Origin of the sequence: Ramlibacter sp., assembly GCF_035706265.1 — a bacterium.
Lineage (GTDB): Bacteria > Pseudomonadota > Gammaproteobacteria > Burkholderiales > Burkholderiaceae_C > Ramlibacter.
This window is the reverse complement of the sequence record NZ_DASSVG010000018.1, coordinates 1-11,787: the sequence shown is the minus strand read 5'-3', so window position 1 is coordinate 11,787 and position 11,787 is coordinate 1. Positions and strand designations below refer to the sequence as shown.

Genomic DNA, 11,787 nt, shown 5'->3' with positions numbered 1-11,787 from the left:
CAACGGCACCGCCAACGGCACGCCCGTCACCCCGGTGTACGACCGCTCGCCGGGCGGATCCAAGGCCTGGCAGTTCGCGCTGTCGGCGTCCACCGGCGCGGCCGACTTCGGCCTCGACACGGCGCTGTGCCAGCGCGCGCTGGTCACCGGAACCGATCCTGTCACCGGCGCAGCGCTCACCGCGACCAGCACGCCGACGCGGGCGCAGAGCCGGGCCGTGCAGGCCGGCATCGCGGAAGTGCTGTTCGACGGCGACCTGCGCGGCACGCCGACGCTGATCGTCGCCGGCCGCAGCGATGCCCTCGTGCCCGTGAACAACAACGCCCGCGCGTACACCGCGCTGAACCACGTGCGCGAAGGCGGCAAGAGCCGGCTGCGCTACATCGAAGTGACCAACGGGCAGCACTTCGACACCTTCATCCCGTTCTCCGGCTTCGACACCCGCTTCATCCCGCTGCACGTCTACTTCAACGAGGCGATGGACAGGATGTACGCGCACCTGCGCAATGGAGCCCCGCTGCCGCCGAGCCAGGTCGTGCGCACCACGCCGCGCGGTGGCGCGCCGGGCGCCGCGCCGGCACTGACGGCGGCGAACGTCCCGCCGATCAGCGCGGCCCCGGCGGCCGGCGACCGGATCGGCTTCACAGGAAACACACTGACCGTGCCGCAGTAAAGGAGCGGGGCGCCCGGCGCCCCGGGGGAGAGGACCCGCATGCACTTCACTTCCAACTACGTCGCCTGCGCGGGGCGGGAGATCCACTTCACCGAGTGGGGCCCCGCCGACGGGCCGGCCGTGATCGCCTGGCACGGGCTCGCGCGCACGGGCCGCGACATGGACGAACTGGCGCAGTCGCTGTGCGACCGCTTCCGCGTGATCTGCCCCGACACGCTCGGGCGTGGCTTCAGCCAGTGGAGCCCCGATCCGGCCCGCGAGTACTGCCTCGCTTTCTACGCGCGGCTGGCGGCGGAGCTGTTCGACCGGCTGGGGATCGCGCAGGCGCATTGGGTCGGCACCTCCATGGGCGGGGCGATCGGGACGGTGTGCGCGGGCGGCCTGCTGCAGCCGCAGCTGGCCGGGCGCATCCTCAGCCTGGTGCTCAATGACAACGCGCCGCGGCTGGCGCAGCCGGCCATCGAGCGCATCCGCTCCTATGCGGGCGACCCGCCGGCCTTCGCCACCATGGCGGAACTGGAGGCCTTCTTCCGCGAGGTGTACAAGCCCTACGGCTGGCTCAGCGACGCGCAGTGGCGCCGCCTGACGGAGACCTCCACCCGCCGCCTGCCCGATGGCCGCGTGACGCCGCATTACGACCCGGCGATGGCGCGCCAGTTCACCGAGCATCCACGCGACTACGACCTGTGGGAGCACTACGACGGCATCCGCATCCCGGTGCTGCTGCTGCGCGGCGCGGAATCGGACCTGGTGCTGCCCGAGACGGCGGCGGAGATGCTCACGCGCGGCCCCGGCGCGCTGGGCCTCGCCCGCGTAGTCGAAGTTCCGGGCTGCGGCCATGCGCCGGCGCTGAACGTGCCGTCGCAGCTCGATCCGGTGCGCGGGTTCATCGAGCAGGCGGAGGCGAGGGCGGCGGTGATGGCGTAGGGTGGTTCGGGCCAACGTCGAAGCCCAGCGCTTCGCTGCGCTCGCGCATCGCTGGGCTTTCGCTTCGCTCCAGCCCCAGCCTACGAACTGGCCAACGTCGCTGCCTCCGTCTCTGCTCCCGCCGTTTCCCACCCCGCCAGGTGGCGCAGCGTGATGTTGCCCAGCGCACCGATCCACTCCGTCTCGTCGTTCAGGCACGGGATGTAGCGGTACTCCTGGCCGCCGTTGGCGAGGAAGGCATCGCGCACTTCCATGCCGATTTCCTCCAGCGTCTCCAGGCAGTCCGCCACGAAGCCGGGGCAGACCACGTCCAGGCGCTTCACGCCCTGGCGCGCGAGCGCTTCCACCGTCGGCTGCGTGTAGGGCTCCAGCCACTTCGCCTTGCCGAAGCGCGACTGGAAGCTCAGGGTGTACTGCTGCGGCTCGAGCTGCAGCCACTCGGCCAGCAGGCGCGCCGTGGTCCGGCACTCGGCTTCGTAGGGGTCGCCGAGCTTCACTGTGCGTTCGGGCACGCCGTGGAAGCTCATGACCAGGTGCTCGGGGCGGCCGTGCTCGCGCCAGTGGCGCTCGATTCGGTGGGCCAGGGCCTGCAGGTAGCCGCGGTCGTCGTGGTAGCGGTTCACGAAGCGCAGCTCGGGGATGTGGCGGCGCGTGCGCGTCCAGTCGACCACCGCGTCGATGACGCTCGCCGTCGTCGTGCCCGAGTACTGCGGATAGGCGGTGAGCACGAGGATGCGCGTGGCGCCGGCGTCGGCGAGCGCGTCAAGCTCCTTCGCGATCGCGGGGCGGCCATAGCGCATCGCGTGGGCCACGCGCACGCGGTGGCCGCGCTCGCCCAGCCAGCCTTGCAGGCGCTTGGCCTGCCGCTCGGTCCACACCATCAGCGGCGAGCCTTCCGGCGTCCAGATGCTCTGGTACTTGTGGGCCGACTGGCGCGAGCGCAGCGGCAGGATGGCGCCGTACAGGATCGGCAGCCAGGCGGCGCGCGGGATCTCCACCACGCGCGGATCCCCCAGGAATTCCGCCAGGTAGCGCCGCACCGCGTCGGGCGTGGGCGCATCGGGCGTGCCGAGGTTGCACAGGAGCACGGCGGTGCGGGGTGCCTGCCCCTGCGGCGGGCGGGTCACGGGCGAGGGACGGGCGGTCACGGGCATGCGGTATTCTCGCCGCCATGCTCGACGCCGGGAAAATCAGCGCGATCACCATCGACCTCGACGACACGCTGTGGCCGATCTGGCCCACGATCGAACGCGCCGAGAAGGCCTTGCACGACTGGCTCACGGTGCATGCGCCGATGACGGCGGCGCTGTTCTCCAGCCCGCCGGCGCTGCGCGAGATCCGCGAGGAGATGTCGCTCGCCCGGCCCGACCTCAAGCACGACATGAGCGCGCTGCGGCGCGAATCGGTGCGGCTCGCCCTGCACCGCGCCGGCGAGGACCCGGCGCTCGCCGATCCCGCCTTCGAGGTGTTCTTCGCCGAACGGCAGCGCGTGATCCTGTTCGCCGACGCGCTGCCGGTGCTGGACTTCCTGGCCGGCCGCTATCCGCTGGTGGCCGTGACCAACGGCAACGCGGACCTGGAGCGCATCGGCCTGGCGCGCTACTTCCGCGCCTGCATCTGCGCGCGCGAGTTCGGCGTCGGCAAGCCGGACCCGCGCATCTTCCATGCCGCCGCGGGGGCAGTCGACCTCTGGCCGGATCGCGTGCTGCACATCGGCGACGACGCGACCCTCGATGCGCTGGGCGCGCTCAATGCCGGCATGCAGGCGGCCTGGGTGAACCGCAGCGATTCGCCGTGGCCGCACGAGCCGGAGCCGCATGCGATCGTGGAGCACCTGTCGGAGCTGGTGGAGTTGTTCGCGTAGGCTGGCTTGCGCGGCTTGCGCGGCTTGCGCGGCTTGCGCGGCTGGCGCGGCTGGCGCGTAGGCTGGTGCTGGAGCGAAGCGAAAGCCCAGCGATGCGCGAGCGCAGCGGAGTGCTGGGCTTCGGCGGCCGAGGCGGTCGCCTCGGCCGCGCTCAGCGCCAGCCTACGAAATCAGGCCCGCTGCGTTCCCAGCATCCCCGCCACCGCCAGCCCCGACCGCACCGCACCTTCCAGCGTCGCAGGGTAGGGCCCTTCGACGTAATCCCCGCACGCCCATAGCCCGGGCGCGATCGCGGGCCCGGGCCGCTGCAGCCCCGGCGTACACGCGAAGGTCGCGCGCTTTTCGATCACCGTCTTCAAGGGCTGCACCGGCCAGCCGAGCGCGGCTGACTGCGCGAGCACCTCGCGTTCGAGCGCCTCCTTGCCGGCCGGACTCGCGCTCACGACGAACGCGAGCAGGCCGGGCGGGCCACCGAGCTGGCTGCGGTCGAACACGAACTGCGCCGGCGCGCCCGGGCCGCTGCGCAGCGCCAGCAGGGGCCGGGCCAGCCGCGGGCCGCCGGTGACGTACACCGTGGCGATCGCCTCGTACGAGAGCGCTTGCGCGGACGCGAGCCAAGCCGGTGCGGCGACGCCGCTGGCGGCGACGAGCCGCGCCGCCTCGGCCGGCGGACAGGCCAGCACCACGGCGTCGAAGGCTTCGCCGTCCACTTCCCAGGCGGTGGCGCGCGGGTGCACGTTCTCCGGCCGCGCGCCGCTGCGCACCTGCTCCGCCCGCACGCCGACGCGCACTTGCGCCCCATGCGCCGCCAGCCACGCCTGCGCCCCATCCGGGAACACCTGCCCCAAATCCTGCCGCGGCACCAGCAGGTTCGATCCGCCCCAGCCGCGGTAGCCGTGCCCGAACAGCGCATCGCCCACCACGCGCAGGAACACCTGCGCGCTGGAGCGCTCCGGCGGCGTGTTCAGCGCCGACACGCACAGCGGCGCAATCAAGTCCTCGCGCACACGCGGCGTGAGGCCGGCCGCGAGCTGCGCCACCGTCAACGCCGGATCACATTGGAAGCGCGCGCGCTGCCAGCCCCGCGAGGCGCGCAGCAGAGAGAGCTTGTCCTTCCAGTCCCAGCCGCGCGCGCCCAGGATGCCGGCGGCGGCGTCCCACGGTGCGGGCCAGTCCGGCAGCGCGATTCCGCTGCCATCGGGATGGCGCAGCACGAGCGACATGCGGTGCAGCACCTGCTGCGGCGCCACGCCCACCTGCTCCATCAGGCGCAAGGTTTCCACGTAGGCGCCGGCCAGGATGTGCTGGCCGTTGTCCAGGAGCACCGTGCCGCCGCCCGGCAGGGGCACGGCCAGCGAGCGCGCCCGGCCGCCCAGCGTGCGGGCCGCCTCGTACAAAGTGACCGCGTGCCCGCGCTGCGTGGCGCCGACGGCGGCGGCCAGGCCCGCCCAGCCGGCGCCGAGGACGGCAACCCTCACGCCATGCGCCCCAGCGCCTGCACCTTCCACGCCAGCCAGAGCTTGCGCACCGGCGTGAGGCTGATGCGCTGGTTCAGCACCCGGAAGTCCTCGTCCTCGATCTCGCGCAGCAGCGTGCGGTAGATGCTCGCCATCATCAGGCCCGGCTTCTGCGAACGCCGGTCCTGTGCCGGCAGCAGGGCGAGCGCCTCCTCGTACAGCGCGTGGGCGCGCTGCGCCTGGAAGCGCATCAGGGCGATGAAGCGATCCGAGTGCTTGCGCTGCAGGATCTCGTGCGCCTTGACGTCGAACTGCTGCAGCTCGTTGACGGGCAGGTAGATGCGCCCGCGCATCGCGTCCTCGCCGACGTCGCGGATGATGTTCGTGAGCTGGAAGGCCAGCCCCAGCTTGTGCGCATAGGCGGTCGTCTCCGGGCGCGACTGGCCGAAGATGCGCGCCGAGACCTCTCCCACCACGCCGGCCACGAGGTGGCAATAGCGCTGCAGGCCGGCGAAGTCGAGGTAGCGGGTCTGCTCCAGGTCCATCTCGCAGCCGCGGATCACGGCCTGCAGCTGCTCCTGCTCGAGGCCGAAGGCCGGCACGCTGGGCATCAGCGCCCGCATCACGGGATGCGATGGCTCGCCCGCGAAGGCGCGCGCCACCTCGGTGTGCCACCAGGCGAGCTTGGTGCGTGCCACGCCGGGGTCGCTGACCTCGTCGACCACGTCGTCGACCTCGCGGCAGAAGGCATAGAAGGCCGTGATCGCCGCGCGACGCGGCGGCGGCAGGAAGAGGAAGGCGTAATAGAAGCTGCTGCCGGAGGCGGCGGCCTTCTGCTGGACGTACTGTTCCGGCGTCATAAGGGGTTCTCCCTCCCCCTCTGGGGGAGGGTTGGGGTGGGGGCGCTGGGGCGTGATTCTCACATCCACGCGGCACCCCACAGCATCGGGGGCAGGTCGGCGGGCCCGAGCCTGGGCCGCTGCTGCAGGGTGCGGAAGCCCAGGCGCTCGATGCGGCGCAGCACGCGCAGGCCGCCTTGCACCACCAGGCGCAGCTCCCAGCCGGCGCGGCCCGGCACGCGGTGCACCAGCGGCGCGCCGGAGAGCATCAGCCCGCGGGCCCACGCGCACAGGTCGGCCACCAGTTCGGGCGCACGCGGGTGCGCGGCCCAGGTCTGCGGCGCCTGCGGATCGAGGCCGAACGCGCGACAGTCCTGCGCCGGCAGGTAGTAGCGCCCGCGCGGGACGTCCACGCCCAGGTCCTGCCAGAAGTTGATCAGTTGCAGCGCGCTGCAGATGGCATCGCTCTGCGCCAGCGCTTCCGCTTCGTGGACGCCATACAGGTGAAGCATGAGCCGGCCCACCGGGTCGGCCGAGCGGCTGCAATAGGCGAGCAGTTCCTCCCGGTCGGCATAGCCTTCGCCAGCGGCGGTCTTGCGCACGTCCTGCGCGAAGGCGTCCAGCAGGCGGGCCAGCGGCTCCTGCGGCAGGGCGAAGGCGTCGATCGCGCCGCGCAGGGCGGCGAAGACGCCCGACCAGCGGCCCGAATCGGGCGCTGCGCGGTAGCAAGCCTGCAGGTCGTTACTATATGTTTCAAGATCGGCCAGGCGCCGGGCTGCGGGGGCGTCGCCCTCGTCGGCCAGGTCGTCGGCGGTGCGGGCGAACCAGTAGATCGCGGCCACCGGTCGGCGCAGCCGGGGCGGGCAGAGCCAGGAGGCGACGGGGAAGTTCTCGTAGTGCTCGACCGGGCGGAGCCGGCCGTCGGGCGTCGGGGTCACGCAGCCGATTGTCGCTTGACGTGGCTGAGCCTTTTTCCTAGATTACTAACCGGTCAGTCAGTAAGATACGCGTCCGGCCCCCGCCGCGCTTCCTGTCACGCCATCCCCGTCGCCGCATGCACCAAGCCTCACCCTCCCGCCTCGCCCTCTGGGGCGCCGCCGCCGTGGCGGCGCTCGCCCTGGCCGGCTGCTCCCGTCCGGAAGCGGCGCCGGAGCCGATCCGCGCCGTCAAGGTGATCACCGTCAGCCCTTCCGGGCTGAGCCAGCAGCAGGAGTTCGCGGGCGAGGTGAAGCCGCGCACGGAGGCGCGCCTGGGCTTCCGCGTCGCCGGCAAGATCACGCAGCGGCAGGCCGAGGTGGGCCAGCACGTGCACGCCGGCGCGCTGCTGGCGCAACTCGACCCGCAGGACTACCGCCTCGCCGCCGATGCGGCCCGGGCGCAGGTGGCCGCCGCCACCACCAACCGCGACCTCGCCGCGGCCGACTACCGGCGCTACGTCACGCTGCGCGAGCAGAACTTCATCAGCGGCGCCGAGCTGCAACGGCGCGAGGCCGCGCTGAAGGCTGCGCAGGCCCAACTCGACCAGGCCCAGGCCCAGCTCGCCGCCCAGGGCAACCAGGCCCGCTACACCAACCTGGTCGCCGACGTGTCGGGCGTCGTCACGGCGGTCGAGGCCGAGCCTGGCCAGGTGGTCGCCGCCGGCACGCCGGTGGTCCGCATCGCGGTGGACGGGCCGCGCGACGTGGTGTTCGCCGTGCCGGAGGACCGGCTCGCCGCCGTGCGCCCCGGCACCGAAGTGACTGCGCGCGCCTGGGCCGGCAACGAGACGCTCACCGGCCGCGTGCGCGAAGTGGCGGCCAGTGCCGACCCCGTGACCCGCACCTATGCCGTGAAGGTGGCGCTGGAAGGCGCCAGCCAGCCGCCGCTGGGCGCCACCGTGGCGGTGCTGCCGCAGATGCGCGACCAGGGCGTTGCGCAGGTGATCCGGATCCCCACCAGCGCCCTGCGCCAGGAAGGGCGAGGCAGCGCCGTCTGGGTGCTGGACCAGGCCACGATGACGGTGAAGTCGCAGCCGGTGCAGGTCGCCTCCGCCGACGGCAACGAGGCGGTGATCGCCGCCGGCCTCGCACCGGGCATGCTGGTGGTCTCCGCCGGCGTGCACGTGCTCGCGCCGGGGCAGAAGGTGACGATCTGGCAGGACCGGACGGCAGCCGCTCCCCCGCTGGCCACCGAGGGGCCGAACGTCCCTCCCGCCCAGGCCACCTTGACCTCCGCCACCCGCTGAACGCCCCATGAGCGAGACACCGACCCGGGAGCGCTTCAACCTCTCGCGCTGGGCCCTGCAGCGCCCGGCGCTCACGCGCTACCTGATGATCGTGCTGATGGTGCTGGGCGTGGCGTCCTACTTCCAGCTCGGGCAGGACGAGGACCCGCCCTTCACCTTCCGCGCCATGATCCTGCGCGTGTTCTGGCCCGGCGCCACCGCGCAGCAGGTCGCCGAGCAGGTCACGGACAAGCTCGAACGCACGCTGCAGGAGGTGCCGCACGCCGACATCATCCGCAGCTACTCCAAGCCGGGCGAGGCGCTGGTGGTGCTGGTGCTGCGCGAGTCGGCGCCCCCGCACGAGGTGCCGCAGGTCTGGTACACGGTGCGCAAGAAGGTCGGCGACATGCGCGGCACGCTGCCCGCCGGCGTGGTGGGGCCCTTCTTCAACGACGAATACGGCGACGTGTTCGGCGTGATCTACGCGCTGGAGGCCGACGCCGGCTACAGCTACGCCGAGGTGAAGACCTTCGCCGACGAAGTGCGCCAGCAGCTGCTGCGCGTGCCCGACGTCGCCAAGGTCGAACTGTTCGGCGTGCAGGACGAGAAGGTCTACATCGAGATCTCGCAGCAGCGCCTGGCGCAGCTGGGGCTGGACTTCAACCAGGTGCTGGCGCAGCTCGGGCAGCAGAACGCCGTCGAATCCGCCGGCGCCGTGCACACGCCGCAGGAGGTGGTGCAGGTGCGCGTGGGCGGCCAGTTCCACGACATCGAGGAACTGCGCGCGATGCCGATCCGCGGCGGCGGGGCCGGGGCCCCCCAGCTGCGCCTGGGCGACATCGCCGAAGTGCGGCGCGGCTACGTCGACCCGCCGCAGGTGAAGGTGCGCCACGGCGGCAAGGAGGTGATCGCGCTGGGGGTCTCCATGGCCAAGGGCGGCGACATCATCCGCCTGGGCCACTCGCTCAAGTCCGCCGTCGGCCGCATCGACGACCAGCTGCCGGCCGGCATCCGGCTGGTGCAGGTGCAGGACCAGCCCAAGGCCGTCGCCACCTCGATCAACGAGTTCGTCAAGACGCTGGTCGAGGCGGTGGTGATCGTGCTGGGCGTGAGCTTCCTGAGCCTGGGCCTGCACCGCCGCGCCGGCACCGGCTTGCCGCTGTGGAAGCGCTGGTACGTCGACATGCGCCCAGGCCTGGTGGTGGCGATCACCATCCCGCTGGTGCTCTCGGTGACCTTCCTGGCGATGCACTACTGGGGCATCGGGCTGCACAAGATCTCGCTCGGCTCCCTGATCATCGCGCTGGGCCTGCTGGTGGACGACGCCATCATCGCCGTGGAGATGATGGTGCGGAAGATGGAGGAGGGCTACGACAAGGTCCGCGCCGCCACCTTCGCCTACGAGGTGACCGCGATGCCGATGCTCACCGGCACGCTGATCACCGCGGCCGGCTTCCTGCCGATCGGCATGGCGAAGTCCACGGTGGGCGAATACACCTTCGCGATCTTCGGCGTGACGGTGATCGCGCTGGTCCTGAGCTGGCTGGTGTCGGTGTTCTTCGTGCCTTACCTCGGCACGGTGCTGCTGAAGGAGAAGCCGGTGTCGGCGGAGCACCACGAGCACTTCGACACGCCCTTCTACCGCCGCTTCCGCGCCACGGTGAACTGGTGCGTGGAGCACCGCTGGATCACCATCGGCGCCACGCTGCTCACCTTCGCGCTGGGCGTGGCGGGCATGCGGCTGGTGCAGCAGCAATTCTTCCCCGATTCCAGCCGGCCGGAGATCCTGGTCGACCTGTGGGCACCGGAAGGCACCTCGTATGCCGCCACCGAGGAAGTGGCCAAGCGCTTCGAGCGGCGCCTGCTGGCGATGCCCGAGGTGGTGGACGTGACCACCTGGGTCGGCTCCGGCGTGCCGCGCTTCTACCTGCCGCTGGACCAGGTGTTCCCGCAGACCAACGTGTCGCAGCTGATCATCCAGCCGCGCGACCTGGCCACGCGCGAGGCGCTGCGCCTGCGGCTGCCGGCCTTGCTGGCGCAGGAATTCCCGGAGGTGCGCGGCCGCGTGAAGCTGCTGGCCAACGGCCCGCCGGTGGCCTACCCGGTGCAGTTCCGCGTCGTCGGGCCCGAGCCGCAGCAGCTGCGCGAGCGCGCCGACGAGGTCAAGGCCGCGATGCGGCAGAGCCCCAACACGCGCGGCGTCAACGACAACTGGAACGAGTCGGTCAAGGTGATGCGGCTGGAGATCGACCAGGCCAAGGCGCGCGCGCTGGGCGTCACCAGCCAGTCGATCGCCCAGGCCAGCCGCACCGTCCTGAGCGGCACCCCGGTCGGCCAGTTCCGCGAGGGCGACAAGCTGATCGACATCGTGCTGCGCCAGCCGGCGCAGGAGCGCGATGCGATCAGCGACATCGCCAACGCCTACCTGCCCACCGCCTCGGGCAAGGCGATCCCGCTGACGCAGATCGCCCGGCCGGTCTTCACCTGGGAGCCGGGCGTGCTGTGGCGCGAGGGCCGCGACTACGCGATCACGGTGCAGGCGGACATCGTCGAAGGCCTGCAGGGCGCCACCGTCACGGCCGAACTGCTGCCGCAGCTGAGGAAGCTGGAGGCGGGCTGGCCGCAGGGCTACCGCATCCAGGTGGCCGGCGCGGTGGAGGAAAGCGGCAAGGGCTCCTCCTCGATCGCGGTGGGCGTGCCGGTGATGCTGTTCATCATCTTCACCCTGCTGATGCTGCAGTTGCAGAGCTTCAGCCGGGCGATGCTGGTGTTCCTGACCGGGCCGCTGGGCCTGGCCGGCATCGCCGGGGCGCTGCTGGCGCTGAATCGGCCGTTCGGCTTCGTGGCGCTGCTGGGGGTGATCGCGCTCATGGGCATGATCCAGCGCAATTCCGTGATCCTGATCGACCAGATCGAGCAGGACCGCCGGCGCGGCGTGCCGGCCTGGGACGCGATCGTCGAGGCGGCGGTGCGCCGGCTGCGGCCGATCGCGCTGACGGCGGCGGCGGCGGTGCTGGCGATGATCCCGCTTTCGCGCTCGGTGTTCTGGGGACCGATGGCGGTCGCCATCATGGGCGGGCTGGTGGTCGCCACGGTGCTGACGCTGCTGGCGCTGCCGGCGATGTACGCGGCGTGGTTCCGGGTGCGGCGCGAGGAGAAGGGTGAGCCAGGGGCGGCCCTGCTGGCGGCCGACGCCGCTTGAAAGCAGACTTCCGGACGCAGAGGACGCAAAGGGTACGCAGAGGACGCAAAAGAAACCTTTCGAGGTGTTCTTGTCCCTTTTGCGTCCTCTGCGTATCTTTCGCGTCCTCTGCGTCCGGAAGTCCGAATTCTCCCGACCTCCAACCCCCCCTCGCTCCTCTTGGGGCCTCTCCGGTTAAAATCGCCGGTTGACCGGATTCGAGCGGGCGGTCGGGGGTTTCCTGGCCGTCCGCTTTCCCTTTCAGTGATCCTTGCGCGGGTGGCGAAATTGGTAGACGCACCAGGTTTAGGTCCTGACGCCTTCACGGGCGTGTCGGTTCGAGTCCGACCCCGCGCACCACGCGTTTTTTCCAACCGAGATTGATCATGGCCGTGACCGTAGAAACCCTGGACAAGCTGGAACGCAAGATGACGCTGACGCTGCCCGTCAACGCGATCCAGTCGGAGGTGGACCAGCGCCTCAAGAAGCTGGCGCGCACCGTGAAGATGGACGGCTTCCGGCCCGGCAAGGTGCCGCTGTCCGTGGTGGCGCAGCGCTATGGCTACTCGGTGCACTACGAAGTGATGAACGACAAGGTGGGCGAGGCCTTCGCCGCCGCCGCCAACGAGGCCAAGCTGCGCGT

At 71.5% G+C, this 11,787-nt stretch carries 10 protein-coding genes and 1 tRNA gene; 7 read left to right on the top strand and 4 right to left on the bottom strand.

Going from position 1 to position 11,787, the window contains the following annotated elements; genetic code table 11:
• Both VFM98_RS00735 and VFM98_RS00730 read left to right on the top strand, forming a co-directional pair.
• Positions 1-673: 3-hydroxybutyrate oligomer hydrolase family protein (locus tag VFM98_RS00735; protein WP_325107968.1), on the top strand; the 673-nt coding region annotated here is incomplete at its 5' end.
• 39 nt (positions 674-712) lie between these two features.
• Positions 713-1,600, top strand: a complete 888-nt coding sequence (locus tag VFM98_RS00730) for an alpha/beta hydrolase (protein WP_325107967.1) — start codon at positions 713-715, stop codon at positions 1,598-1,600.
• 80 nt (positions 1,601-1,680) lie between these two features.
• On the opposite strand, the gene hemH is transcribed toward VFM98_RS00730, so the two are convergent.
• The gene (hemH, locus tag VFM98_RS00725) at positions 1,681-2,754 is read right to left on the bottom strand and encodes a ferrochelatase (protein ID WP_325107966.1); all 1,074 of its coding nucleotides are present in this window, start codon (positions 2,752-2,754) and stop codon (positions 1,681-1,683) included.
• A 17-nt stretch (positions 2,755-2,771) separates the two neighbouring features.
• On the opposite strand from hemH, the gene VFM98_RS00720 reads away from it, so the two are divergent.
• Complete coding sequence (locus VFM98_RS00720) at positions 2,772-3,464, top strand: HAD-IA family hydrolase (protein ID WP_325107965.1); 693 nt, start codon at positions 2,772-2,774, stop codon at positions 3,462-3,464.
• Positions 3,465-3,634: 170 nt separating this feature from the next.
• Here VFM98_RS00720 and hpnE read toward each other — a convergent pair whose 3' ends face one another.
• The 3 genes from hpnE to hpnC are packed head-to-tail and all read right to left on the bottom strand — an operon-like array spanning position 3,635 to position 6,698.
• Positions 3,635-4,942 (bottom strand): hydroxysqualene dehydroxylase HpnE, encoded by a 1,308-nt coding sequence (gene hpnE / locus VFM98_RS00715; RefSeq protein WP_325107964.1) that lies wholly within the window; start codon positions 4,940-4,942, stop codon positions 3,635-3,637.
• Positions 4,939-5,781: a presqualene diphosphate synthase HpnD gene (gene hpnD / locus VFM98_RS00710; protein WP_325107963.1), complete on the bottom strand. Its 843-nt coding sequence runs from the start codon at positions 5,779-5,781 to the stop codon at positions 4,939-4,941. The genes hpnE and hpnD overlap by 4 nt, the downstream gene beginning before the upstream one ends.
• 59 nt (positions 5,782-5,840) lie before the next feature.
• Entirely contained in the window at positions 5,841-6,698 is an 858-nt protein-coding gene (gene hpnC, locus VFM98_RS00705) for a squalene synthase HpnC (protein WP_325107962.1), read from the bottom strand.
• Positions 6,699-6,814: 116 nt separating this feature from the next.
• Here hpnC and VFM98_RS00700 point away from each other — a divergent pair, with 116 nt between their 5' ends.
• The 4 genes from VFM98_RS00700 to VFM98_RS00685 all read left to right on the top strand — a co-directional run.
• Positions 6,815-7,984: an efflux RND transporter periplasmic adaptor subunit gene (locus VFM98_RS00700; RefSeq protein WP_325107961.1), complete on the top strand. Its 1,170-nt coding sequence runs from the start codon at positions 6,815-6,817 to the stop codon at positions 7,982-7,984.
• A 7-nt stretch (positions 7,985-7,991) separates the two neighbouring features.
• Positions 7,992-11,165, top strand: a complete 3,174-nt coding sequence (locus tag VFM98_RS00695) for an efflux RND transporter permease subunit (protein ID WP_325107960.1) — start codon at positions 7,992-7,994, stop codon at positions 11,163-11,165.
• A gap of 252 nt (positions 11,166-11,417) precedes the next feature.
• Positions 11,418-11,504, top strand: a tRNA-Leu gene (locus tag VFM98_RS00690).
• Positions 11,505-11,530: 26 nt separating this feature from the next.
• Positions 11,531-11,787, top strand: a 257-nt coding sequence (locus VFM98_RS00685) for a trigger factor family protein (RefSeq protein ID WP_325107959.1), incomplete at its 3' end; no start/stop codon positions are given.

Bases quoted from the DNA above. Each gene is read 5' to 3' on its own strand.
- VFM98_RS00730 (WP_325107967.1), top strand. From the start codon at position 713: ATGCACTTCACTTCCAACTACGTCGCCTGCGCGGGGCGGGAGATCCAC.
- hemH (WP_325107966.1), bottom strand. From the start codon at position 2,754: ATGCCCGTGACCGCCCGTCCCTCGCCCGTGACCCGCCCGCCGCAGGGG.
- VFM98_RS00720 (WP_325107965.1), top strand. From the start codon at position 2,772: ATGCTCGACGCCGGGAAAATCAGCGCGATCACCATCGACCTCGACGAC.
- hpnD (WP_325107963.1), bottom strand. From the start codon at position 5,781: ATGACGCCGGAACAGTACGTCCAGCAGAAGGCCGCCGCCTCCGGCAGC.
- VFM98_RS00700 (WP_325107961.1), top strand. From the start codon at position 6,815: ATGCACCAAGCCTCACCCTCCCGCCTCGCCCTCTGGGGCGCCGCCGCC.
- VFM98_RS00695 (WP_325107960.1), top strand. From the start codon at position 7,992: ATGAGCGAGACACCGACCCGGGAGCGCTTCAACCTCTCGCGCTGGGCC.